Raw genomic sequence first — 22,744 nt, forward strand, 5'->3', positions numbered from 1 at the left:
TTATGGCGGGCATGGGCTGATGCTAATGCGATGCCTGAGGGCTGGCCGCTGGATTCTGCACACCAGGCTGTGTAACACTCGCGGCCATCCGGGTGCCGCCGGACCGCGAAGCCACCGCGCTGACCAGCAGGCCGTGCCGGCGCACCTGCACCGGCAAGCCCCCGCCATCCACCTTCACGCCAAACCGAGGAAAGACCATGAGCGTTTACGACAAGCTGAAAGAACTCAACATCACCCTGCCCCCCGTGTCGGTGCCCGCTGCCGCCTATGTGCCCTATGTGCAGACGGGCAACCTGGTGTTCCTGTCCGGCCACATCGCACGCAAGGACGGCAAGCCCTGGGCCGCGCAGTTTGGCCGCGATATTGGCACCGATGAAGGCAAGGAAGCTGCACGCTCGGTAGCGATTGACCTCATGGGCACGCTGCAGGCGGCCTGTGGCGGCGACCTCAACCGCGTCAAGCGCATCGTCAAGGTCATGAGCCTGGTGAATTCCACGGGTGATTTCACCGAGCAGCACCTGGTGACCAACGGCGCCAGCGAACTGCTGGGCCAGGTCTTTGGCGAAAAAGGCGTGCACGCCCGCAGCGCTTTTGGCGTGGCGCAGATCCCCCTGGGTGCCTGCGTGGAAATCGAGCTGATCGCCGAGCTGGCCTGACAGACCCCACCCCTCACCAAAAAACCCATGGCATGGCTGCCATGGGTTTTTTGTTTTCTGCGCAGGGCGGCGACGGATGCGCCCCTCCCAGCCGCCATGACACCATGGCCGCCAGTTGTCAGAGCGTCAGAAAGACTCCCAGTCCTCTTCCGATCCCTGGGCCACCGCGGGCTTGCGGCTGGCGGGTGCAGGTGCCGCAGATACCTTGGAAACAGCGGCCGCTGCAGCCGGAGCCTTGGCCACCGCAGCGGGCGTGCCGTGGAGTGCCTTCGCACCAGAACCCGGTGCGGGCCGTGCGGGTGCCGAGGGGACAGCGGTGGCGGCGGGTGCCTGTGGCCGCTGGGCAGCCGTGGCGCGCGCCGCACCAATGGCCGCCTGCGCGGGCCCATAGCTGGCGGCATTCACCTTGAACATGGACACCTCGCGCGCCAGGTGGTCTGCCTGCTCACGCAGGCTCTGGGCGGCGGCGGCGCTTTCTTCCACCAGCGCCGCATTCTGCTGCGTCATCTGGTCGAGGTTGCTGATCGCCTTGTTGACTTGCGACACCCCCGCACTCTGTTCGGACGATGCTGCGGTGATCTCGCCAATCATGTCGGTCACGCGCTGCACCGACTGCACGATGTCGGTCATGGTGGTGCCTGCGTCCGACACCAGGCGCGAGCCCGTCTCCACCTTCTCGACCGATGCACTGATGAGCAACTTGATCTCCTTGGCGGCCTCGGCGCTGCGCTGGGCAAGGCTGCGCACCTCGCTGGCCACCACCGCAAAACCCCGGCCCTGCTCACCCGCGCGGGCAGCTTCCACAGCGGCGTTCAGCGCGAGGATGTTGGTCTGAAAGGCTATGCCATCAATCACGCCAATGATGTCCGCGATCTTCTTGCTGCTGTGGTTGATGTCCTCCATCGTGGCCACCACCTGGTTCACCACCTCGCCGCCCCGCCGCGCCACGCCCGTGGCGCCCGCCGCCAGGCTGCTGGCCTGCTGCGCACTGCCTGCGCTTTGCTGGATGGTGCTGGTGAACTGCTCCATGGCGGCCGCCGTCTCCTGCAGGTTGCTGGAGGTCTGCTCGGTGCGGGCCGACAGGTCGTGGTTGCCCGTAGCAATCTCGGCGCTGGCGATGGCGATGCTGTCGGTGCTCTGGCGCACCTGGTGCACCATGCGGCCCAAGGCGCTGCTCATGGCATACAGCGAACGCAGCAGATCGCCAAACTCGTCGCCCCGGGTCACGGATTCCTGCATGCTCAGGTCTCCCCCCGCAATGCGTTCGGCCAGCCCGTTGGCCTGCTCCAGGGGCCGCTGGATGCTGCCGATCAGGTAGTAGGCACCCACAATGATGGCCAGCAGCAGCAGGCCCACAGCCACGGCAGCAATCTTGACCGTCAGCATGCGCTCTGCCGCCATCTGCTTCTGAACGGCCTCGGCACCTTGCTGCTGCTGCTGAACGAACTCACGCAGCGTGGTGGTGTAGGCCGCCACCGAAGGGTTGTACTTCTGGGTGATCAGCGTCACCGCCTGTTCTTGCTGCCCATCGCTCTTGAGTTTGCGGGCCTCGCCGCGCAGGTCGATCATGGTCTTGCGCGCAGCGGCGATCTTGGCCATCTGCTGCTTGTCGGCCTCTGACAGGGCCATGGATTCCAGCGACTTTTGCACTTCGCTGATCTGCGCCGATGTGGCCGCAATCACATCCTTGAACTCGGCTTCGACGGCCGGGTCGCTGCTGACGATCAGGGCCTGGGTTCTGGCGGCATTGGTCTCGGTAAGACCCGACCAGCGCAGTGCCGCCTGCACGCGCGACTCCATGTCTTTGCTCACCGCATCAGCATGGGCCTGTACCTTGGCAGACCGGTAGGCCGCAAAGCCCACCACCGCCACCAGCATGACCACAATCAAAATCACCGCCAGCCAGAGCTTGTGAGCCATCCGAAGATGCTTGGGCATGGTTGTCTCCTGAAGCGTTGTGTTTGTGTACAGATGTTGCACGCTTTTTCACGATTGCACAAACTCCGTCACTGCACATCAGGGTCTGCCCTGCCTGCATGGGCCCCAGCACATCTCCCGGGGTGCACGTCATTGCGCCGCCAGAGTTCGGCCACGGGGTTTCAGCAGGTCGTGTCGCTCGGGCAAATGCCCCATTCGCATGCCATCTGTACGCCCATCGTCGACAAAAGCGTGGTGCCAGCGGCCCCTGTTGCCCGCTGCAACACCCTGAAAAAAACTGGCGACAGGTGCTAACTCGCAGGCCCGGGGTGCCGGGTGCGTGAGCGGGCTGTCAGGCTGCGGAGCCGAGGAAGGCCTCAAAACGCGCCAGTTCGTCGCCCAGCGCGCGCCGGAACCCCGCGTCGCGTGGTGGGCGCCCGGCCACAAAACCCAGAGCATGCTGCAGCCGACCGCGCTCCACGCGCAGGTTGGCCCAGCCCACCATCTGTTCGCCCCACAGCACCGGCAACGCATAGTGGCCCATGGTGCGCTTGGGTGCCGGTACATAGGCCTCGAACCGGTACGCCCAGCCCCACAGCATCTCAAAGCGGCGTCGGTCCCACACCACGGGATCGAACGGTGCCAATAGCCGCACGCCGTTATGCGGCTGGTGGCGGCGCGATGCCGGGCTTTCAGCGACAGGCCAAAACCAGGTGGTTCCATCGACCACCGCATGGCCGTAGCGTGACGGTGCGGCCTTGGCCACCGCGCGCGCCTCGGCAGCCAGCTGCGGTGCGCCGTAGCGCAGCAGCGTGACCAGGTAGCCCAGGCTGGGTGCAGGCAACGGGGCATACAGCGCCACGATGCGATCCACCAGGGCTTCGGCGCGCGCCATGCGTGCGGCAGGACTGGCATCCTGCTCGGGGTGCGCCACCGGCGCATACACCCGGGTACCCGATTCGCGGCGGCACACGCGCAACCAGCCGTGGTGGTGCATGGCGTCCAGCAGGCGCGTGCTCGCGTTGAGTTCTCCGCCCCAGTAGCCTGCCACGCGGCCATGGTGCGCAAACGCCTCGCTGACCTCACGTGGATGCACCGCGCCCCGCTCCCGCACAAACGCCAGCACCTCGCGCGCACGCTCGGTCGTGGCTGCGTCCCACGGCCTGCGCGGCGTGCGCGGGTGCAGCAGCGCCAGCATCTCGCGCGACACAAAACCGTAGTTGACGAAAGCGTCTTCCTCAATGCCCAGCCGCTCGTAGCGGCGTTCCAGGTCACCGGCACGGTAGTCACGCACCCGTAAACGCAAAATCAGGTCCTGTGCCCGCGCGGGCGCCCGCATCGGATCGGCCTGCACAAAACCCAGCGTGCGGATCGCACCGGGCAGGGTCTGTGGTTTGAACAGGCTGCGCGCAATCGCGTAGCGGCGCAGCTCATCCAGCGTGGGTGAGCGCGACGCCACACCCTTACTCCACGCGCGTCACGGCGTTGGGCTTGAAGCCCAGGTCCGCCGCCTTGCCCTTGCGGCCGCGTGCGGCGCGGGCGTTGTTCAGGCTGCGGATCTCGAGCGTCTCGTCGCGCTGCTTGCCGCCCCGGCCAATGCCATCCAGGCGAATGCTGCGCGTGTAGGCTGCGGCTCCCGCCAGCTGGTCCTTGTCTTCGAGGTCGATCAGCATCAGGCCGCGACCGCCGTTGACCATGGTTTTCAACTCGGTAATTTCGAACGTGAGGATGCGTCCGCCCGTGGAAGCGCAGGCCACGTGCGTGGCAGGCAGCACCGGCTTGCTGCCTGTACTGCCTGCGGCATGCGAAGGCACACACACGGTTTCGCCCTCGCCCAGCGTGAGGAAGGCCTTGCCGCCCTTCTGGCGCGAGACCATGTTCTCCACCGCCGCCAGAAAGCCGTAGCCACCGGAGTTGGACAGCAGCAGCGTGGCGTTGGCGGGCCCTGCAAAGTAGTGGAGCAGTTGTGTGCCCGACTCCAGCTCGATCAGCGTGGTCACCGGCTGGCCGTCACCGCGTGCGCCGGGCAGCAGCGACACCGCCACCGAGTACACGCGGCCATTGCTGCCAAAGGCCAGCAAGGTATCGACCGTACGGCATTCAAACGTGCCATACAGGCCATCGCCCGCCTTGAAGGCAAAACTGGCAGCCTCGTGGCCATGGCCGGTGCGAGCGCGCACCCAGCCTTTTTGCGAGACGATCACCGTGACGGGCTCGTCCACCACCTTCACTTCGGCCACAGCCTTTTTCTCGGCCTGGATCAGCGTGCGGCGCGCATCGGCAAAGGTCTTGGCGTCGGCCTCGATCTCCTTGACCATGGTGCGGCGCAGCGAGCCGGGGTTGTTCAGAATGTCTTCGAGCTTGCCCTGGCTTTCGCGCAGCTCTTTCAGCTCCTGCTCGATCTTGATGGCTTCGAGCCGCGCAAGCTGGCGCAGGCGAATTTCGAGGATGTCTTCGGCCTGCCGGTCGCTGAGGTTGAAGCGTGCAATCAGCGCGGCCTTGGGCTCCTCGGCCGCACGGATGATGGCGATCACCTCGTCGATGTTGAGCAGCACGGTCTGCCGCCCTTCGAGGATGTGAATACGGTCCAGCACCTTGTCCAACCGGTGCTGGCTGCGGCGCGTGATCGTGGTCTGGCGGAAGGCGATCCACTCTTCCAGCATCACACGCAGCGACTTTTGCACCGGCTTGCCGTCGAGCCCCACCATCGTCAGGTTGATCGGGGCCGAGGTCTCCAGGCTGGTGTGCGCCAGTAGCGCGGTGATCAGCTCCTGCTGCGGGGTCTTGCCCGTCTTGGGCTCGAACACCAGGCGCACAGGGGCGTCTTTGCTGGATTCGTCGCGCACGACATCCAGCACGGCCAGCATGCTGGCCTTCAGTTGCGTCTGGTCCTGGCTCAGCGCCTTCTTGCCGGCCTTGACTTTGGGGTTGGTGATTTCCTCGATCTCTTCGAGCACGCGCTGCGTGCTCACGCCCGGTGGCAGCTCGTTCACCACCAGTTGCCACTGGCCACGCGCCAGTTCCTCGATCTTCCAGCGTGCGCGCACCTTGAGGCTACCCCGGCCGCTGCGGTAGGCGTCGGCAATGTCGCCGGGGCTGCTGATGATCTGGCCACCGCCGGGGTAGTCCGGGCCGGGCACGATGGCCAGTAGCTCGTCCTGGCTCAGCGAAGGTGTCTTGATGAGTGCAATGCAGGCGTCGGCGATCTCGCGCAGGTTGTGGCTGGGGATTTCGGTGGCCAGGCCCACGGCGATGCCGCTGGCGCCGTTGAGCAACGCAAACGGCAGGCGGGCGGGCAACTGGCGCGGCTCCTCGGTGCTGCCGTCGTAGTTGGGCATGAAATCCACGGTGCCTTCGTCGATCTCGTCGAGCAGCAGGCTGGTGATGCGCGACAGGCGCGCCTCGGTGTAGCGCATGGCAGCGGCGCCATCGCCATCGCGGCTGCCGAAGTTGCCCTGGCCGTCGATCAGCGGGTAGCGCTGGGCAAAGTCCTGCGCCATGCGCACCAGCGCGTCGTAGGCCGACTGGTCACCATGCGGGTGGAAGCGGCCCAGCACATCGCCCACCACGCGGGCGCTCTTGACCGGCTTGGCGGCAGTATTGCGCGTGGGGCCGCTGTAGCCCAGGCCCATGCGGTCCATCGAATACAGGATGCGCCTCTGCACGGGCTTGAGACCGTCGCACACATCGGGCAACGCGCGGCCCTTGACGACCGACAGTGCGTATTCAAGGTAGGCGCGCTGGGCATAGCCTGCCAGGCCCAGGGAGTCGCCCCCGTCATCGCCTGCGGTGGTGAAATCCAAAGTCGGTTGGTCGCTCATTCGTTAACTACAGGTTCTTGATTCAGGTTCTGGTCGCGTGTCTGCGCGACGCGGGTGGGCGGCAGGTTGCCCCTGTTGGTGGCACCGCCCGAGAGCTCCATGCGTACGCGGCCAGGCGCTGCACGCTGTGCCAGCACGGGTGCCGGGGGCTTGAGCTGGGCATACAGGCCCAGCACGGTGCGCACATAGTTCTGCGTTTCCTTGTACGCGGGGATTTGGTTGCCCGCGCGCTGCACCGCACCTTCACCGGCGTTGTAGGCTGCCACGGCCAGGTCCATGCGGCCGGGGAACAGGTCCAGCAGGTGGCGCAGGTAGCGGGTGCCGGCGGGCACGTTCACCGCTGGGTCGGCCAGTTTTTGTTCCACCGTGCGCTTGGCGTCGCTGCTCACGCCAAAGCGGTTGGCGGTGGCAGGCATCACCTGCATCAGGCCCACGGCGCCCTTGGGCGACACGGCGGTGGCGTCAAAGCCGGATTCGGTCGCGATCACGGCCTGCAGCAGCTCGTAGTCCACACCGTGTTTGACGGACGCAGCGCGCAGGTGGTGTTTGACGCGTTTGTAGTCGGGGGCGATGTCAAAAAAGGCCAGCAGGCGCGCGCCCGCTGCGGGCAGCGCGTAGGGCATGGGCGACGCATTGGCAGGCGCGTCGCGGGTGGAGTCAAAGTCGTTGCCGCGAAAAAACAGCTGGTAGCGCGCATCGACCTGCTCGGCCGCAAAGTGCGTCACGCCACGCTCGTCCACATGCGCCCACAGGTCCGCATGGGCCATTTGCTGCACAAAACATAGCAGCAAACCCAATACAGACAAGCGCAGGGCACTGTTTTTATTCATATTTTGATCACAAACACCGGGCGGAGCGCGTCGATGCGGTCAGATATCGATCTCGACCGCATCGCCATGCAACTCCATCAGCTCGCGGCGCGCGGCGGCTTCGCCCTTGCCCATGAGCTTGGTGATGAGGCCTTCGGTGGCGGCAAAGTCCATGTCGCCCAGTTGCACGGGCAGCAGGCGGCGGGTGTCGGGGTTGAGCGTGGTTTCCCACAGCTGCTCGGCGTTCATCTCGCCCAGGCCCTTGAAGCGGCTGATCTGGCACTTCTCTTTGGGCACACCGTCCTTGGCGCACTTGTCGAGGATGGCAGTCAGTTCGCCATCGTCCAGCGCATACATCTTGGCGGCGGGCTTCTTGCCGCGCGCGGGTACATCCACGCGGAACAGCGGCGGGCGCGCCACGTAGATGTGGCCGGTTTCGATGAGCTTGGGGAAGTGGCGGAAGAAAAGCGTGAGCAGCAGCACCTGGATGTGCGAGCCGTCCACGTCGGCGTCGCTCAAGATGCAGACCTTGCCGTAGCGCAGGCCCGACAGATCGGGCGTGTCGTTGGGGCCGTGCGGGTCTACGCCGATGGCCACCGAGATGTCGTGGATTTCGTTGTTGGCAAACAGGCGGTCGCGCTCCACCTCCCAGGTGTTGAGCACCTTGCCGCGCAGCGGCAGGATGGCCTGGCTTTCCTTGTCGCGGCCCATCTTGGCGCTGCCGCCAGCCGAGTCGCCCTCGACCAGGAAGACTTCGTTGTGGGCGATGTCCTTGCTTTCGCAGTCGGTGAGCTTGCCGGGCAACACGGCCACGCCCGAGCCCTTGCGTTTTTCGACCTTCTGGCCCGCCTTCTGGCGGGTTTGCGCGGCCTTGATGGCCAGCTCGGCGAGCTTCTTGCCGTATTCAACGTGCTGATTGAGCCACAGCTCCAGCGCAGGGCGCACGAAGCCGCTGACCAGCCGCACCGCGTCGCGCGAGTTCAGGCGCTCCTTGATCTGGCCCTGGAACTGGGGGTCGAGCACCTTGGCACTGAGCACATAGCTGGCGCGCGCAAACACGTCCTCAGGCAGCAGCTTCACACCCTTGGGCAGCAGGCTGTGCAGTTCGATGAAGCTCTTGACCGCATTGAACAGGCCGTCGCGCAGGCCGCTCTCGTGCGTGCCGCCTGCGCTCGTGGGAATCAGGTTGACGTAGCTCTCGCGCACGGGCTGGCCGTCTTCGGTGAAGGCGACACACCAGGATGCGCCCTCGCCTTCGGCAAAACTTTCGTTGTTGCGGTCGGCAAAACCCTCGCCCTCAAACAGCGGGATCACCGGGTCGCCGTTGAGCGTCTGCATCAGGTAGTCGCGCAGGCCGCCTTTGTACTGCCAAGTTTGTGTATCGCGGGTTTTCTCGTTCACCAGCTGCACCGTCACGCCGGGCATCAGCACCGCCTTGCTGCGCAGCAGGTGGGTGAGCTCGCCCATGGGCAGCACGCTCGACTCGAAATACTTGGCGTCGGGCCACACGCGCACCGACGTGCCCTGCTTGCGCTCGCCCGCCTCCAGCGGTCGGGCCACCAGGGGTTCGATCACGTCACCGGCCGAGAACACCAGGCGTGCCGCCTTGCCTTCGCGGTAGCTCGTTGCCTCCAGCCGTGTGGCCAGTGCGTTGGTCACACTCACGCCCACGCCGTGCAGGCCGCCCGAGAAGCTGTAGGCACCACCCTTGCCCTTGTCGAACTTGCCACCCGCGTGCAGCCGGGTGAACACCAGTTCGATCACCGGGGCGTTTTCCTCGGGGTGCATGCCAAACGGAATGCCCCGGCCGTCGTCCTCCACGCTGACCGAGCCGTCGGCATGCAGCGTGACGCGGATCTTCTTGCCGTGCCCGGCCAGCGCCTCGTCGGCCGCGTTGTCCAGCACCTCCTGAACGATGTGCAGGGGGTTGTCGGTGCGGGTGTACATGCCCGGGCGTTGCTTGACGGGCTCCAGGCCCTTGAGCACGCGGATCGAGCCTTCGGAATATTCGCTGGCGGATGCAGAAGACGGTTTGACAGACATGGGGCGGATTGTAGTGCGGCAACGCAGCAATAGCTGGATATAAAACCAGCCCCACCTTCGCCCCTGCTGCCAACTGTATTGGTCCCCGGTGTATCAGCACGTTTCACGCAATCTGGCTACATTCCTGCGCATGCATACGAATCCTCCCAAACTGTCCATGTTCCAGGTGCTGGCCTGCGGCGCGGCCATCGTGACACTGTCGATGGGCATCCGCCACGGCTTCGGGCTCTGGCTCTTGCCCATCACCCAGGAGATGGGCTGGACGCGCCAGTCGTTCGCACTGGCAATTGCCATCCAGAACCTGTCCTGGGGCCTGATCGGCATTTTTGCGGGCATGGTGGCCGACCGGTTTGGCGCGTTCCGCGTGCTGATGGGCGGTGCCGTGCTGTACGGCCTGGGCCTGGCGGGCATGGCTTTGTCGCCCACGCCCACGCTGTTTGCGCTGACGGCGGGCGTGCTGATTGGCGCGGCCCAGGCAGGCACCACCTACGCCGTGATCTACGGTGTGCTGGGGCGCCAGATTGCACCCGAACGCCGGTCCTGGGCCATGGGTGTTGCTGCTGCGGCAGGCTCGTTCGGCCAGTTCCTCATGGTGCCGGTGGAAGGCTGGCTGATTGCCGGACTGGGTTGGCAGCAGGCGCTGCTGGCGCTGTCCTTGATGGTGCTGCTCATCGTGCCGCTGGCCTTTGGGCTGCGCGAGCCCAACTTCGCGGGAGCGGCCCCGGTCAAGCGCGAGCAGACGATCCTGCAAGCGCTGGGCGAGGCGTTCCGCTACCCCAGTTTCAACCTGTTGATGGCGGGCTACTTCGTCTGTGGATTCCAGGTGGTGTTCATCGGCGTGCACATGCCCAGCTACCTCAAGGACCACGGCCTGTCGCCCCAGGTGGCCAGCTATGCACTGGCGCTGATTGGCCTGTTCAATGTGCTTGGCACCTATGTGGCCGGCACACTGGGCCAGCGCATGCCCAAGCGGTTCATCCTGGCTTTTATCTACTTTGCGCGGGCTGCGGCGATCAGCGTGTTCTTGCTGGTGCCGCTGTCGCCGCTGTCGGTGTATGTGTTCTCGGCGGTGATGGGCACGCTGTGGCTGTCTACCATCCCGCCCACCAACGCCACCATCGCGCAAATCTTTGGCGTGCAGCATCTGTCGATGCTGGGCGGCTTCGTGTTCTTCAGCCACCAGATCGGCAGCTTCCTGGGCGTGTGGCTGGGGGGCTATCTGTATGACGCGACGGGCAGCTACGATATCGTCTGGTACATCGCCATCGGCCTGGGTATTTTTGCCGGGCTGGTAAACCTGCCGGTCCGGGAAAGCCCCATCCAGCGCGGCGCAGCCCAACCTGCCTGACCATCCCCTGCAAAGAACTTCTTCATGCCCACCGTCAGCGCATCCACCACCCCGCCCGGCAGCAGCGTGCCACGGGTATGGCGCTGGCTTGGCTGGATCACGGCGGTGGTGCTGTGCCTGGCGGTGTTTGGCATGTACACGGTGCCGGACTTCATGGTGATGCTGGCCGACCAGATGTGGGCGTGCTTCTGAGCCCGCGCCTTCCTCTTTCAAGTTTTTTGGCCGCTAGCGCTTGATGGACAAGCGCTGATAGCTATATTTTCAATAGCACATGCACGGTAACGAAGCTCCCTCCGACTGGGTCCGCCGCTGGTCCCACCTGATTGCGCCGGGCAGCACGGTGCTCGACGTGGCTTGCGGCGCCGGGCGCCACCTGCGCTGGCTGCGCGGCCTGGGGCACTCCGTGGTGGGGGTGGACCGCTCTGCCGAGGCTCTGGCCGCTTGCGAGGGTCTGGGTGAACTGGTACTGGCCGACATCGAGAGCGGCCCATGGCCCTTTGCAGGCCGCCAGTTTGGTGCCGTGGTGGTCACCAACTACCTGTGGCGGCCCCTGCTGGCCACCCTGGCGGAAAGCGTGGCCCCAGGCGGTGTGCTGATCTACGAGACCTTTGCATACGGCAACGAAACCGTGGGCCGCCCGGCCCGGCCGGAGTTCCTGCTGCGGCCCGGAGAACTGCTGACCGCCTGCACGGGGCTGCGCACGCTGGCCTATGAAGACGGCTTCCAAAAAAAACCCGACCGTTTTGTGCAACGCATCACGGCCGTGCAGGAACTCCCGCCGCCTGGGGGACCCTCACGACATCTTCTGCCCATGTGGGCTAGTTAGAATGCTCTTTTACCGTTTACCACTGCGGACATGACCTCTTCCTCCGTCGCTCTCACCGGCAGCATCGTCGCCCTCGTCACTCCCATGCACGAGGACGGTAGCGTGGACTACCCGGCCCTGCGCAAACTGATCGACTGGCACATTGCCGAAGGCACCGACTGCATCGGCGTGGTGGGCACCACGGGCGAGTCGCCCACCGTCAACGTCGAAGAACATTGCGAGATCATCCGCGTGGCCGTGGAGCAATCTGCCAAGCGCGTGCCCATCATGGCGGGCTGTGGCGCCAACTCCACCGCCGAAGCCATCGAGCTGGCCAAGTTCGCGCGCGGCGTGGGGGCCGACAGCCAGTTGCAGGTCGTGCCGTACTACAACAAGCCTACGCAAGAGGGCCAGTTCCAGCATTTCAAGGCGATTGCCGAAGCCACGGGCGACCTGCCCATCGTGCTGTACAACGTGCCCGGCCGCTCGGTGGCCGATATGCAACACGACACCGTGCTGCGCCTGACCCAGGTGCCCGGCATCATCGGCATCAAGGAAGCCACCGGCAACATCGAACGCGCCCAGTGGCTCATCCGCGACGTGCCCAAGGACTTTGGCGTGTATTCGGGCGACGACCCGACCGCTGTGGCGCTGATGCTGTGCGGAGGCCACGGCAACATCAGCGTGACGGCCAACGTCGCCCCGCGCCTGATGCACGAACTGTGTGTGGCTGCCCTGGCGGGCGATGCACGCCGGGCCATGGAAATCCAGTTCAAGCTGATGTCGGTGCACAAGAACCTGTTTGTCGAAGCCAACCCCATCCCGGTCAAGTGGGCCATGGCCCGCATGGGCCTGTGCGGTGGCACGATGCGCCTGCCCATGACGCCGCTGACCACCAGCAACGAGGCTGTGGTCGAATCTGCGCTGCGCACCAGCGGCCTGATCTAATCCGGGCTGCGCCCGCTCCCCGAGACACTCTCCAAGGATTTCCGCGTGAAAGCTGCTACCACCCGCCTGAGCCTGCTGGCCCTTGCCATGGCCCTGTCTGCCTGTGCCGCCCTGGAGGGCGACAAGATCGACTACAAGAGCGCGACCAAAGGCTCGACCCTGGAAGTCCCGCCAGACCTGACCCAGCTGTCGCGTGATTCACGCTACAACGTCCCAGGCGGCGCCGTCTCGGCCGCCGCCATGCAGGCCGGCCAGGCTGCTCAGCCATCGGGCACCGCCAACGCCGCAGCCCTGCAACTGGGCGACGTGCGCATCGAGCGCGACGGCAACCAGCGCTGGCTGGTGGTCAACCGCCCGGCCGACAAGCTCTGGGAACCCGTGCGCGACTTCTGGCAGGAAAGCGGCTTCAACCTGGCGCAGGCAGACGCCAACGTGGGCATCATGGAAACCGACTGGGCCGAAAACCGCGCCAAGCTGCCGCAGGATTTCATCCGCTCGACCCTGGGCAAGCTGCTCGACTCGCTGTACTCCACCGGTGAACGCGACAAGTTCCGAACGCGCCTGGAGCGCAACGCCAATGGCGGCACCGAGATCTACATCACCCACCGCGGCATGATTGAGGTCTACGGCAACGTTTCCAAAGACAGCACCGTGTGGCAACCCCGCCCCTCCGACCCGGAACTCGAAACCGAATTCCTGCGCCGCCTGATGGTCAAGCTGGGCGTGAGCCAAGAGCAGTCCAAGGCAGTGGCTGCAGCCCCCGCCCCACGCGCTCAGTCGGCCCGCATGGCCACGGTAGACAACAAACCCGTGGTCCAGCTTGACGAGGGTTTTGACCGCGCCTGGCGCCGCATCGGCCTGGCCCTGGACCGCACCGGCTTCACGGTGGAAGACCGCAATCGCAATGAAGGCACCTACTTTGTGCGCTATGTGGCGCCCAATGCCGAGAAGAAGGAGCCAGGGTTCTTCGGCAAACTCTTCAGCTCGTCCAACGCCACACCTCCACTCAAGTACCGCATTCTGGTGCGCAGCCAAGGGGAGTCCACCACGGTATCGGTGCTCAACGAAGCCGGCGTCCCCGAATCGTCCGCCAATGCCGAGCGCATCGTCCGCGTGATTGCCGACGATCTGAAATAAGCGACGAACCGCGCGCCTCTTCGCTCCCCCTGACTGGGCCCGGGATCCAGGCTACAGAGGCGCTGCGCGGCAAGCGCCTTCAACCACGACATGCTGCGTTTCAAGAACCTGGGTAGCGGCAGCACGGGCAATGCCACGGTGGTGGAAGGCAGCAGCGGCACACAGGTACGCCGCCTGCTGATCGATTGCGGATTCGGCATCCGGCAACTGCAGACCCGCCTGGCGCAAGCGCAGTTGCAGATCGAAGACCTGGATGCCGTCTTCATCACCCACGAACACTCGGACCACATCGGCTGTGCACTGGCCGTGGCCGTGCGCTACCGCATCCCGGTATGGATGAGCCAGGGCACCTACGCCGCCCTCGGAGCCCCCGACTTTGATGGCATGCTGCGCATCGCACACGACATGGAGGCTCTGGACCTCGGCACCTTCAGCGCCCTGCCCTTCACGGTGCCCCATGATGCGCGCGAGCCGCTGCAGCTGCGCTGCTCGGACGGCGCATCCCACCTTGGCGTGCTCACCGACCTGGGCCACGCCAGCGACCATGTTCTGCAGCAACTACAAGGCTGCCATGCGTTGATGATTGAAGCCAACCACGACCCCGCAATGCTCGAAGCATCCCGGTATCCGACCTTCTTGAAACGCCGCGTCGGGGGACCGTATGGGCACTTGGCCAATTTTGCGACAGCCGACATCCTGCGTGCCGTGCGGCACCCTGGCCTGCAGCGTGTGGTGGCCGCCCACCTGAGCGCACAGAACAATGCACCCAGCCTCGCTCAACAGGCGCTAGGCCTTGCACTGGAGTGGCCCGCCGAGGAAATCACCGTCGCCAGCCCAACGGTGGGAACGCCCTGGCTGGCAGTTGCAGGATGAAGTGACTCCGGTCACGCCGCAAACGACCAACTCCGGGGAAGGAAAACGCCCCCAAAAAGAAAAAGCCCCGACCTTGCGGTGCGGGGCTCTCGGTCGATAGCAGGTTTTGCAACCTGCTGCGGCCTGCAGCGAATTACTTGGCTGCGGAAGCGCCAGTAGCAGCGGTGGCAGCAGCGTCAGCGGCAGCCTTGGCAGCATCGGCAGCAGGAGCCGAGGCAGCGTCGGAAGCGGCAGGAGCGGCTTCAGAAGCGGCAGGAGCTGGTGCGGGTGCTGGAGCTGGGGCTTCCACGGCAGCTGGTGCTGGAGCAGGAGCGGGCTCTTCCTTCTTGCCACAAGCGGCGAGTGCAGCAGCGGCGATCAGGGCGGCCAGAACGAGAGAGTTCTTCATTTCGATTTTCCTAGTTGGACAGACAGAATCTTGAAAAGCCACGGCGTCAGGCTTTTTGGAAGCCCCGGTACGCTTTGGCACAATGCGCTTGGCTTGCACCTTTTCGGCGCAGCCGCTGATTATATTGGTATTTAGTCAATACAGACTAACACTGACGAAACCTTTACGCCCAATTGACAAGGCGCAAAGCGCGCATTTGGCTCATAACCCCAGCGTCGATGCGGGGAAACCGGGCGTGCTTTTGCTACGAACCCACTCATTGAGCGTCTCGCGCAGCAGCACACGGCGATCTGGTTCAAAGCCTGCAACCCCCACGCACCGCTCCGGGTCCAGCCGTTGCATCACCCAGTGCGGGGACCACAATGCGCTGGGAATATCCAGGGGATCAGCCGCCGGGCTGCGACGGCAATTGATGATGTGGTCCCAGGTGCCCCGCCAACGCACAAAACGCGCGTGCCGACGGATCACATCATCGTAGCTGCACGCCAGCATGGTGAAACGCCGACTTCCATGGGCCCAATCCTGCAAGGCCTCCACCACACTGCGTTCGCCCAGGGGCCAGTCATGGAAATTCGCATCGCTGATCACAATTTCCTTCCAGCCATCCCGGGCGGCTGTGGCAATCGCGTCGCGCACCATTTGCTGAAACACTTCACGGCTGCTGAAACGACCCACCGGGAGATCGGGCCGCGAATCGGCGGAACTGGCAGAAGTCTCGGTCATGGCGGTGTCTCCTGGGGTGCCTCGATCTATCCAGCCCAGACGTGGGCCCAGCCCGCATCACACCAGGACGACAGCAGCTCCAGCGCGTCGTCACTGGCGCGCGCAAGCTCGCGGGCGGTCAACTGACGTTCATCAGCCAGGCGGCGCATTAGCGTCGCATCGCGGCCTGCTGCGCGGTAGCTCTCGCCATTGATGAACACATGGTGCGTGTCGTACATCATGCGGCTGCGGCGGTCCAGGCGCACCCCTTCCAGCATCACGCCTGTATCGCCAGGTTCGAACCACACATTCGGCTTGGGCTCAGTCAGATACTCCCCCAGTGCGCGCTCCAAAACAAGGGGCTGCGCCAGTGCGCGGCTCAAAGCATCCCGCGCGAAGTCCTGCAAACCCGCCGGAATGGCCGCGGGTTGAGACACAGCTTCCTGCTGGGCATCGCGGTACAGCAGGGGCTTGTCTTGATCCGCAGCATCCTCGGCCAGGCGCACCAACAATTCCTGGCCCAGTTCGGCGCGGGACGGCACCTTAAAGCCGATCGAATAAGTCATGCATTCGCCCTCGGCGATGCCATCGTGGGCATATCGCGGCGGCAGGTACAGCATGTCGCCCGGCTCCAGCAGGTACTCCTCTTCAGGCTCGAACTGCGCCAGCACTTTGAGGGGAATACCCTCGCGCAGCGTGAGATCCTTCTGGCGGCCAATGCGCCAACGACGCGTTCCGTGGGCCTGCAACAGAAAGACGTCGTAACTGTCGAAATGCGGGCCCACACCACCGCCGTCGGACGCATAACTGATCATGAGGTCATCAAGCCGCGCCTCCGGCACAAACCGGAACTGCTGCATCAGCGCATGCACGGCGTCGTTGTGCAGGTCAACGCCCTGCACCAGCAAAGTCCAATCGGGCTGCTGGAGCGCAGGCAGGGCACGCCTTTGAAAGGGTCCATGGCGCAGCTTCCACGCCCCTTTGGCCAGTTGCACGAGGCGGGACTCCACGCCCTCCTGGGCGGCAAGCGCGAACAGCTCCGACCGCAACACAGGGGGAGCAAACTGGGGAATGGCCTGGCGCACCAGCAAGGGCTTCTTCTGCCAATGGCGGCGCATGAACTGGGCGGGGGTCAGGCCACCGAGCAGGGTAAGGGGTTGCTGGATATCCATGGGAACTGGTCTGCCCCTTTGCGGAGCCGTTGGTCAAACTGCGACAATTCTCCTATGGAAATTACCCAACAATGTGTGGTCGCACTGACCTGGACACTGAAAGACACCCTTGGCGAAGAACTGGATGTGCTCGACGATCCCGTAGAGTTTCTGGTGGGGGGCGACGACCTTCTACCCCGCATCGAAGAAGCCCTGCAAGGCCACGGCCCCGGTGCCACGCTGGCGTTGCACCTGGAGCCCGAAGATGCGTTTGGTGACTTCAACGACCAACTGCTGTTCCTGGAGCCACGCGATCTTTTTCCGGCAGAGATCGAAGAGGGAATGACGTTTGACGGCGCCGCGCTGCCCGAGGGCTGCAATCCCGATGCCCCCCGCACGGGGCTCTACACGGTCACGGAGATCTATCCGGAGCATGTGGTCCTGGACGGCAATCACCCGCTGGCGGGGATTGCGCTGCGCTTGCAGTTGACCGTACAGGCCGTGCGGGAAGCCACCGAAGAGGAAATTGGCCGGGGCAGCGCCGGCACAGGCTTTTTTCGGGTACAGCCGCAGGCGCCTGGCAGTAACCTGCTCCACTGAGCTGGGCGAAAGGAAGGCCCTGAACGGTTTTCAGAGCCTAGCCAAGCCCGAATGGTCGATTAAAGGCGTGAAATCTGGCCGTTGTACAGGCGTACACGGTCGCCAATGCGCAAATCGCCGGGGCTGCTTACGTCGTAGACGCGGTAGCCGCCGTGATCGAGTTGCACCGACAGGCGGTAGCCCTGTACTTCCTGGCTGTTGTTGCGGCCTTCAATGGCATTGCCTGCTACTGCGCCTCCAACAATGCCCACGCCGGTTGCGGCGGCACGACCGGAGCCCTTGCCGATCTGGTTGCCCAGAACACCACCGACGACAGCGCCGATCACAGCACCAGCCCCGGAGGTCTGGCCTTGCGACCGCCCCTGCAGCACTTCGATATTGGAAACCCGACCGTACTCCGTGCCGGCCGGATTGTTCGGGTAGGCCGGCGCCGTTTGGTAGCCGCCCGAGTAGCCCCCCGAATATTGTGGCGCAGGGGCCGATCGGTTGTGGCCGCAGGCGGCCAACGAGCCCACAAGGACCACGGCGCCAGCGATGGCGAAAGAACGGGTAATTTGCAGCATTTTCGTACTCCTAAAGTCAGGGGGTGCACACGGCTTGCAGGGAATCCGGCCTAGGTGCGCATACCTAGATTGGAACAACGCCCCAGCCCCCTGTCCCGTAGACGCAGGGGCTGCGCCTGCGTCAGTAACAAACCCATCCAAAGGTAAGCGGCGTCTTACAACCCCAACCTCCCCCGACCCCATTCAGCCCGGTGCTCAGGCCTTCCCGGTTGACCCGTAGCCACCCTCGCCCCGCTCCGTCGCTGCAAACTCAGTCACCACACTGAACTGCGCCTGCACAACCGGAACGATCACCAGCTGTGCGAGCCGCTCCATGGGCTCCAGCGTGAATGCGGTGCTGCTGCGGTTCCAGGCGCTCACCATGAGCTGCCCCTGGTAGTCGCTGTCAATCAGGCCCACGAGATTGCCCAGCACGATGCCATGCTTGTGGCCCAGACCCGAGCGCGGCAGGATCAGCGCGGCGTACCCGGGGTCTTTGAGGTAGACGGCAATGCCCGTGGGCACCAGTTGCCAGGCATTCGGCTGCAGGGTGAGCGGAGCATCCAGGCAAGCGCGCAGGTCCAGGCCAGCACTGCCGGGGGTGGCATAGGTGGGCAATTGGTCCGCCATGCGCGGATCCAGAATCTTCACATCAATCTTCACGGCTATTTCTTCTTTCCAGTTGTGCGCTGCTGGGCCACTTGCCGCAGCCGCTCCTGCAAGGGCTCCACGCCAGACGCGGCCCCGAAGGCTGCGGATGATAGGGCCTTGGGAGCCACGTCAATCAAACGCCCCAACCCCCACCAGGTGGCCGCCATGACCGCGAGCCCCGGCAAAGACCCTTGACTGAACATGAACAGCGCCACCCCGTGCAAGGCAATCAACACCAGCAGCACGGCGCGCACCGCACGCACAACGCCCAGCAAAGGCTTCAGAACCAGAGCGAGATCCGGCGGACCGGACTGGGGCGCCGGGCGCACCCCACCCGCCCCAGCGGGCTTCTGGGCGGTGGTGGAGCCAGGGGCTGGAGCCTGTACACCTCTGGCAGGTGCAGGCGCGGTCAGCCGTTCCACGTAGCGTGCAAAGTCGCCATCGGGCGGCGTATCCCATTCAGGCTTGGTGGCACCAGTCTTCATACGGCCTCCCGGCAAAGACCTCTAGGAACCCACAGGGGACAACCGCGCCGCAATCTCCCCGATCAGCTGCTGGGCCAGCACCCGCTTGGAAGCCCGGGGCAGCTCGCGGTGCCCTTGGGCGTCCACCAACAGCAGGGCATTGTCATCCTGCCCAAAGGTGGCAGGGCCAATGTTGCCCACCAGCAGCGGCACCCCTTTGCGCGCACGCTTGGCCGTGGCGTGGGCCAGCAGATCATGGCTTTCAGCAGCAAAACCGACGCAAAAGAGATCACCCTCCAGGGCATGCGATGACTTCGCGACCATGGCCAGGATGTCGGGGTTTTCCACGAAACCCAGGGTCGGTGTCTGGCCCGAGCCGTCTTTCTTGATTTTCTGGGAGGACTGGCTGGCGGGTCGCCAGTCCGCCACGGCAGCGGTGGCAACGAACACCGACGCCGCCTGCACATGGCGCTGTACAACCGCCAGCATCTCCTGGGCCGACTGCACATTCACACGCTGCACCCCACGTGGCGTGGGCACATGCACAGGCCCGGCCACCAAAGTGACTTCGGCACCGGCCTCGCGGGCCGCACGGGCAATGGCAAAACCCATCTTTCCGCTCGAGAGGTTGGTGATGCCACGCACAGGATCGATCGCCTCAAAAGTGGGCCCCGCCGTCACCAGCACCTTGCGCCCCGCCAGGACCTTGGGCGCGAAGAAGGCAATCAACTCTTCCAGCAGCTCCACAGGCTCAAGCATGCGGCCATCGCCAGTCTCGCCACAAGCCTGGTCTCCGTTGCCCACGCCCAGCACCACCGCGCCATCCTGCGCAACCTGGGCCAGGTTGCGCTGCGTGGCCGGATGGGCCCACATCTCGCGGTTCATGGCCGGAGCCAGCAGCAACGGCACCCGCTGCGCAGGGCGGGCCAGGCACAGCAAGCTGAGCAGCTCATCCGCCCTGCCCTGCACCAGCCGCGCGATGAAATCGGCGCTACATGGGGCTATCAAGATCGCGTCGGCCTCACGGCTCAGGTTGATGTGGGGCATGTTGTTGGGCTCGCGCGCATCCCATTGCGAGCCGTACACCGTGCGGCCAGACAGCGCCTGCATGGTGACCGGGGTGATGAACTGCTCTGCCGCCTCGGTCATCACCACCTGCACGGTGGCGCCCTCCTTGATGAGCTGGCGGCACAGATCGGCCGCCTTGTAGCAAGCCACGCCCCCACTCAGACCCAGAACAATGTGTTTGCCAGCAAGCTCATTCATGGCGCGAATTTAGCAGACGGGGGTGACCCTGCCCTCGGGGGTGTCGCCGGGGTGCCATCTATAATCCCAATTTCCCACCACCAAAAAAGACATGACCAAATTTGTCTTCGTCACCGGCGGTGTGGTGTCTTCCCTCGGTAAGGGAATCGCCTCAGCCTCCCTTGCCGCGATCCTCGAATCGCGGGGACTCAAAGTCACCCTCATCAAGCTTGACCCCTACATCAACGTAGACCCGGGCACCATGTCGCCGTTCCAGCACGGCGAGGTTTTCGTGACCGACGACGGCGCAGAAACCGACCTGGATCTGGGCCACTACGAGCGTTTCATCGAAACGCGCATGAAGAAAACCAACAACTTCACCACGGGCAAGATTTACCAGTCCGTGCTGGAGAAGGAACGTCGCGGCGACTACCTGGGCAAAACCGTGCAGGTCATTCCCCACGTCACCAACGAAATCCAGGAATTCATCAAGCGCGGCGCCGGCATCGCCACGCCGGATGCCGTGGATGTGGCCATTGTCGAAATCGGCGGCACCGTGGGTGACATCGAATCGCTGCCGTTCCTGGAAGCCGTGCGCCAGATGAGCCTGCGCATGGGCCCGAACAACGCAGCCTTCGTGCACCTGACCTACCTGCCCTGGATCGCTGCAGCGGGGGAGCTGAAAACCAAGCCCACCCAGCACACCGTGCAAAAGCTGCGCGAAATCGGCATCCAGGCCGACGCGCTGCTGTGCCGCGCCGACCGCCGCATCCCTGAAGAGGAGCGCGCCAAGATCTCGCTGTTCACCAACGTGCCCGAGTGGGGCGTGATCAGCATGTGGGACGTGGACACCATCTACAAGGTGCCCCGGATGTTGCACGAACAGGGCCTCGATGGCCTGATCTGCGACAAGCTGCGTCTGAACACCCCACCCACCAGCCTCAAGCGCTGGGACGACCTGGTGTACGAAACCGAACACCCCCAGGGCGAAGTCACCATCGCCATGGTCGGCAAGTATGTGGACCTGTCGGACAGCTACAAGTCCGTCAACGAGGCCCTGCGCCACGCGGGCATGCGCAACCATGTGCGCGTGAAGATCGACCATGTCGATTCCGAGACCATCGACAGCGCCGACGCGGCCGCCAAGCTCGCCAAATACGACGCCATCCTGGTGCCCGGCGGCTTCGGCCAGCGTGGCGTGGAAGGAAAGATCGCCACGGCGCAGTTTGCCCGCGAGCGCAAGGTGCCCTACCTGGGCATCTGCCTGGGCATGCAGGTGGCCACCATCGAATACGCCCGCCATGTGGCAGGCCTGGCCAACGCCAACAGCACCGAGTTCGACCCCTCCACGCCTCACCCCGTGATCGCGCTGATCACCGAGTGGAAGGATGCAGACGGCACCATCAAGAAGCGCGATGAAAACTCGGACCTGGGCGGCACCATGCGCCTGGGCGCGCAGAGCTCGGACGTGTCCAAGGACACGCTGGCCCACAGCATCTACGGCGACGTGGTGACCGAGCGCCACCGCCACCGCTACGAAGCCAACGTGAACTACCTGGACCAGCTGCGCAAGGCGGGCTTGGTGATCTCGGCGCTGACCCAGCGTGAAGAACTCACCGAAATCGTGGAGCTGCCGCAAACCGTGCACCCCTGGTTCATCGGCGTGCAGTTCCACCCCGAGTTCAAGTCCACGCCCTGGAACGGCCACCCGCTGTTCAACGCCTTTATCAAGGCCGCAGTGGAACACCAGCAAGCCGCAAAAAAAGCATAAGGGGACTCAAGCATGCAGCTGTGCGGATTCAACGTTGGCCTGGACCAGCGCTTTTTCCTGATCGCGGGCACTTGCTCCATTGAAGGCCTGGAAATGTCGCTCGACGTCGCAGGCCAGCTCAAGGAAGCCTGCGCGCCGCTGGGCATTCCGCTGATCTACAAGGGCTCGTTCGACAAGGCCAACCGCTCCTCCGGCACCAGCAAGCGCGGCGTCGGCATCGACGCTGGCCTCAAGATCCTTGATGAAGTGCGCCGCCAGCTGCAGCTGCCCATCCTGACCGACGTGCACGACACCTCGCACGTGGCCGAGGTGGCCAGCGTGGTGGACGTGCTGCAAACGCCTGCGTTCCTATGCCGCCAGACGGATTTCATCCGCGCGGTGGCGCAAAGCGGCAAGCCGGTGAACATCAAGAAGGGCCAGTTCCTGGCGCCCTGGGACATGAAGAACGTCATCGACAAGGCCCGGGCTGCAGCGGCCGAAGTTGGCCTGTCGGAAGACCGCTTCCTGGCCTGCGAGCGCGGTGTGAGCTTTGGCTACAACAACCTCGTGGCCGACATGACCAGCCTGGCCGAGATGCGCAACTCCGGTGCGCCCGTGGTGTTTGACGTCACCCACTCGGTGCAAAAACCCGGCGGCCTGGGTGCCGTGAGTGGTGGCGCGCGCGACATGGTGCCCGTGCTGGCCCGCGCCGGTGTAGCCGTGGGCGTGGCGGGCCTGTTCATGGAAACCCACCCCCGCCCTGCTGAGGCTTGGTCGGACGGCCCCAACGCCGTGCCGCTCAAGCACATGAAGGCGCTGCTCGAAACCCTGGTGGCACTGGATGACATCACGAAGAAAAGCGGATTTCTCGAAAACAACTTCAACTAACAGGAC

Annotated in this window: 22 protein-coding genes; 10 read left to right on the forward strand and 12 right to left on the reverse strand. The window is 64.6% G+C overall.

Going from position 1 to position 22,744, the window contains the following annotated elements; translation table 11 throughout:
* Nucleotides 1-197 precede the first annotated feature (197 nt).
* Nucleotides 198-656 (forward strand): RidA family protein, encoded by a 459-nt coding sequence (locus tag C8C94_RS10445; RefSeq protein ID WP_055400919.1) that lies wholly within the window; start codon nucleotides 198-200, stop codon nucleotides 654-656.
* Nucleotides 657-782: 126 nt separating this feature from the next.
* Here C8C94_RS10445 and C8C94_RS10450 read toward each other — a convergent pair whose 3' ends face one another.
* From C8C94_RS10450 to C8C94_RS10470, 5 genes are all read right to left on the reverse strand, one after another.
* The gene (locus C8C94_RS10450; RefSeq protein ID WP_121420668.1) at nucleotides 783-2,594 is read right to left on the reverse strand and encodes a methyl-accepting chemotaxis protein; all 1,812 of its coding nucleotides are present in this window, start codon (nucleotides 2,592-2,594) and stop codon (nucleotides 783-785) included.
* A gap of 331 nt (nucleotides 2,595-2,925) precedes the next feature.
* Entirely contained in the window at nucleotides 2,926-4,032 is a 1,107-nt protein-coding gene (locus tag C8C94_RS10455) for a DNA glycosylase AlkZ-like family protein (protein WP_055400915.1), read from the reverse strand.
* A 4-nt stretch (nucleotides 4,033-4,036) separates the two neighbouring features.
* Complete coding sequence (parC, locus tag C8C94_RS10460; protein WP_055400913.1) at nucleotides 4,037-6,394, reverse strand: DNA topoisomerase IV subunit A; 2,358 nt, start codon at nucleotides 6,392-6,394, stop codon at nucleotides 4,037-4,039.
* Nucleotides 6,391-7,224 (reverse strand): lytic transglycosylase domain-containing protein, encoded by an 834-nt coding sequence (locus tag C8C94_RS10465; protein WP_121420669.1) that lies wholly within the window; start codon nucleotides 7,222-7,224, stop codon nucleotides 6,391-6,393. The genes parC and C8C94_RS10465 overlap by 4 nt, the downstream gene beginning before the upstream one ends.
* A 39-nt stretch (nucleotides 7,225-7,263) precedes the next feature.
* Nucleotides 7,264-9,246, reverse strand: a complete 1,983-nt coding sequence (locus C8C94_RS10470; protein ID WP_121420670.1) for a DNA topoisomerase IV subunit B — start codon at nucleotides 9,244-9,246, stop codon at nucleotides 7,264-7,266.
* Nucleotides 9,247-9,376: 130 nt separating this feature from the next.
* Here C8C94_RS10470 and C8C94_RS10475 point away from each other — a divergent pair, with 130 nt between their 5' ends.
* The 6 genes from C8C94_RS10475 (at nucleotide 9,377) to C8C94_RS10495 (ending at nucleotide 14,357) form a co-directional block, all read left to right on the forward strand.
* Nucleotides 9,377-10,594: an MFS transporter gene (locus tag C8C94_RS10475; protein WP_055400907.1), complete on the forward strand. Its 1,218-nt coding sequence runs from the start codon at nucleotides 9,377-9,379 to the stop codon at nucleotides 10,592-10,594.
* Nucleotides 10,595-10,618: 24 nt separating this feature from the next.
* Nucleotides 10,619-10,786, forward strand: coding sequence for a hypothetical protein (locus C8C94_RS25720; protein ID WP_176886539.1), 168 nt, complete (start codon nucleotides 10,619-10,621; stop codon nucleotides 10,784-10,786).
* Nucleotides 10,787-10,865: 79 nt separating this feature from the next.
* Nucleotides 10,866-11,420, forward strand: coding sequence for a bifunctional 2-polyprenyl-6-hydroxyphenol methylase/3-demethylubiquinol 3-O-methyltransferase UbiG (locus C8C94_RS10480; protein ID WP_121420671.1), 555 nt, complete (start codon nucleotides 10,866-10,868; stop codon nucleotides 11,418-11,420).
* 30 nt (nucleotides 11,421-11,450) lie between these two features.
* Nucleotides 11,451-12,347: a 4-hydroxy-tetrahydrodipicolinate synthase gene (dapA, locus tag C8C94_RS10485; protein WP_121420672.1), complete on the forward strand. Its 897-nt coding sequence runs from the start codon at nucleotides 11,451-11,453 to the stop codon at nucleotides 12,345-12,347.
* A 45-nt stretch (nucleotides 12,348-12,392) separates the two neighbouring features.
* Nucleotides 12,393-13,484 (forward strand): outer membrane protein assembly factor BamC, encoded by a 1,092-nt coding sequence (gene bamC, locus C8C94_RS10490; RefSeq protein ID WP_082437569.1) that lies wholly within the window; start codon nucleotides 12,393-12,395, stop codon nucleotides 13,482-13,484.
* 90 nt (nucleotides 13,485-13,574) lie between these two features.
* A complete protein-coding gene (locus C8C94_RS10495) occupies nucleotides 13,575-14,357 on the forward strand; it encodes an MBL fold metallo-hydrolase (protein ID WP_121420673.1) in 783 nt (260 codons plus the stop codon).
* A gap of 133 nt (nucleotides 14,358-14,490) precedes the next feature.
* Here C8C94_RS10495 and C8C94_RS10500 read toward each other — a convergent pair whose 3' ends face one another.
* The 3 genes from C8C94_RS10500 to C8C94_RS10510 form a co-directional block, all read right to left on the reverse strand.
* Nucleotides 14,491-14,745, reverse strand: a complete 255-nt coding sequence (locus C8C94_RS10500) for a hypothetical protein (protein WP_082437568.1) — start codon at nucleotides 14,743-14,745, stop codon at nucleotides 14,491-14,493.
* Between the two features lie 201 nt (nucleotides 14,746-14,946).
* Nucleotides 14,947-15,468, reverse strand: coding sequence for a hypothetical protein (locus tag C8C94_RS10505; protein WP_121420674.1), 522 nt, complete (start codon nucleotides 15,466-15,468; stop codon nucleotides 14,947-14,949).
* A 26-nt stretch (nucleotides 15,469-15,494) separates the two neighbouring features.
* The gene (locus C8C94_RS10510; protein ID WP_121420675.1) at nucleotides 15,495-16,619 is read right to left on the reverse strand and encodes a JmjC domain-containing protein; all 1,125 of its coding nucleotides are present in this window, start codon (nucleotides 16,617-16,619) and stop codon (nucleotides 15,495-15,497) included.
* Between the two features lie 54 nt (nucleotides 16,620-16,673).
* On the opposite strand from C8C94_RS10510, the gene C8C94_RS10515 reads away from it, so the two are divergent.
* Nucleotides 16,674-17,198, forward strand: coding sequence for a peptidylprolyl isomerase (locus C8C94_RS10515; RefSeq protein ID WP_121420676.1), 525 nt, complete (start codon nucleotides 16,674-16,676; stop codon nucleotides 17,196-17,198).
* A gap of 59 nt (nucleotides 17,199-17,257) precedes the next feature.
* On the opposite strand, the gene C8C94_RS10520 is transcribed toward C8C94_RS10515, so the two are convergent.
* From C8C94_RS10520 to coaBC, 4 genes are all read right to left on the reverse strand, one after another.
* A complete protein-coding gene (locus C8C94_RS10520) occupies nucleotides 17,258-17,761 on the reverse strand; it encodes a glycine zipper 2TM domain-containing protein (RefSeq protein WP_055400893.1) in 504 nt (167 codons plus the stop codon).
* A 195-nt stretch (nucleotides 17,762-17,956) separates the two neighbouring features.
* Entirely contained in the window at nucleotides 17,957-18,403 is a 447-nt protein-coding gene (dut, locus tag C8C94_RS10525) for a dUTP diphosphatase (protein WP_121420677.1), read from the reverse strand.
* 2 nt (nucleotides 18,404-18,405) lie between these two features.
* Nucleotides 18,406-18,876, reverse strand: coding sequence for a hypothetical protein (locus tag C8C94_RS25855; protein ID WP_228899421.1), 471 nt, complete (start codon nucleotides 18,874-18,876; stop codon nucleotides 18,406-18,408).
* A 21-nt stretch (nucleotides 18,877-18,897) separates the two neighbouring features.
* Nucleotides 18,898-20,121, reverse strand: coding sequence for a bifunctional phosphopantothenoylcysteine decarboxylase/phosphopantothenate--cysteine ligase CoaBC (gene coaBC, locus C8C94_RS10535; RefSeq protein ID WP_121420678.1), 1,224 nt, complete (start codon nucleotides 20,119-20,121; stop codon nucleotides 18,898-18,900).
* A 91-nt stretch (nucleotides 20,122-20,212) separates the two neighbouring features.
* On the opposite strand from coaBC, the gene C8C94_RS10540 reads away from it, so the two are divergent.
* Both C8C94_RS10540 and kdsA read left to right on the forward strand, forming a co-directional pair.
* The gene (locus C8C94_RS10540) at nucleotides 20,213-21,871 is read left to right on the forward strand and encodes a CTP synthase (RefSeq protein ID WP_121420679.1); all 1,659 of its coding nucleotides are present in this window, start codon (nucleotides 20,213-20,215) and stop codon (nucleotides 21,869-21,871) included.
* Nucleotides 21,872-21,883: 12 nt separating this feature from the next.
* Nucleotides 21,884-22,738: a 3-deoxy-8-phosphooctulonate synthase gene (gene kdsA, locus C8C94_RS10545; protein WP_121420680.1), complete on the forward strand. Its 855-nt coding sequence runs from the start codon at nucleotides 21,884-21,886 to the stop codon at nucleotides 22,736-22,738.
* The last annotated feature ends 6 nt before the right edge of the window (nucleotides 22,739-22,744 follow it).

The sequence above is a fragment of the Acidovorax sp. 94 genome, assembly GCF_003634645.1.
Taxonomy (GTDB): Bacteria; Pseudomonadota; Gammaproteobacteria; order Burkholderiales; family Burkholderiaceae_C; genus Acidovorax; species Acidovorax facilis.

What these genes read in the sequence shown, in the direction of transcription:
- C8C94_RS10445 (WP_055400919.1), top strand. Translation starts at nt 198, where the DNA reads ATGAGCGTTTACGACAAGCTGAAAGAACTCAACATCACCCTGCCCCCC.
- C8C94_RS10450 (WP_121420668.1), bottom strand. Translation starts at nt 2,594, where the DNA reads ATGCCCAAGCATCTTCGGATGGCTCACAAGCTCTGGCTGGCGGTGATT.
- parC (WP_055400913.1), bottom strand. Translation starts at nt 6,394, where the DNA reads ATGAGCGACCAACCGACTTTGGATTTCACCACCGCAGGCGATGACGGG.
- C8C94_RS10465 (WP_121420669.1), bottom strand. Translation starts at nt 7,224, where the DNA reads ATGAATAAAAACAGTGCCCTGCGCTTGTCTGTATTGGGTTTGCTGCTA.
- C8C94_RS10470 (WP_121420670.1), bottom strand. Translation starts at nt 9,246, where the DNA reads ATGTCTGTCAAACCGTCTTCTGCATCCGCCAGCGAATATTCCGAAGGC.
- C8C94_RS10475 (WP_055400907.1), top strand. Translation starts at nt 9,377, where the DNA reads ATGCATACGAATCCTCCCAAACTGTCCATGTTCCAGGTGCTGGCCTGC.
- C8C94_RS25720 (WP_176886539.1), top strand. Translation starts at nt 10,619, where the DNA reads ATGCCCACCGTCAGCGCATCCACCACCCCGCCCGGCAGCAGCGTGCCA.
- C8C94_RS10480 (WP_121420671.1), top strand. Translation starts at nt 10,866, where the DNA reads ATGCACGGTAACGAAGCTCCCTCCGACTGGGTCCGCCGCTGGTCCCAC.
- dapA (WP_121420672.1), top strand. Translation starts at nt 11,451, where the DNA reads ATGACCTCTTCCTCCGTCGCTCTCACCGGCAGCATCGTCGCCCTCGTC.
- C8C94_RS10495 (WP_121420673.1), top strand. Translation starts at nt 13,575, where the DNA reads ATGCTGCGTTTCAAGAACCTGGGTAGCGGCAGCACGGGCAATGCCACG.
- C8C94_RS10500 (WP_082437568.1), bottom strand. Translation starts at nt 14,745, where the DNA reads ATGAAGAACTCTCTCGTTCTGGCCGCCCTGATCGCCGCTGCTGCACTC.
- C8C94_RS10505 (WP_121420674.1), bottom strand. Translation starts at nt 15,468, where the DNA reads ATGACCGAGACTTCTGCCAGTTCCGCCGATTCGCGGCCCGATCTCCCG.
- C8C94_RS10510 (WP_121420675.1), bottom strand. Translation starts at nt 16,619, where the DNA reads ATGGATATCCAGCAACCCCTTACCCTGCTCGGTGGCCTGACCCCCGCC.
- C8C94_RS10515 (WP_121420676.1), top strand. Translation starts at nt 16,674, where the DNA reads ATGGAAATTACCCAACAATGTGTGGTCGCACTGACCTGGACACTGAAA.
- C8C94_RS10520 (WP_055400893.1), bottom strand. Translation starts at nt 17,761, where the DNA reads ATGCTGCAAATTACCCGTTCTTTCGCCATCGCTGGCGCCGTGGTCCTT.
- C8C94_RS25855 (WP_228899421.1), bottom strand. Translation starts at nt 18,876, where the DNA reads ATGAAGACTGGTGCCACCAAGCCTGAATGGGATACGCCGCCCGATGGC.
- coaBC (WP_121420678.1), bottom strand. Translation starts at nt 20,121, where the DNA reads ATGAATGAGCTTGCTGGCAAACACATTGTTCTGGGTCTGAGTGGGGGC.
- C8C94_RS10540 (WP_121420679.1), top strand. Translation starts at nt 20,213, where the DNA reads ATGACCAAATTTGTCTTCGTCACCGGCGGTGTGGTGTCTTCCCTCGGT.
- kdsA (WP_121420680.1), top strand. Translation starts at nt 21,884, where the DNA reads ATGCAGCTGTGCGGATTCAACGTTGGCCTGGACCAGCGCTTTTTCCTG.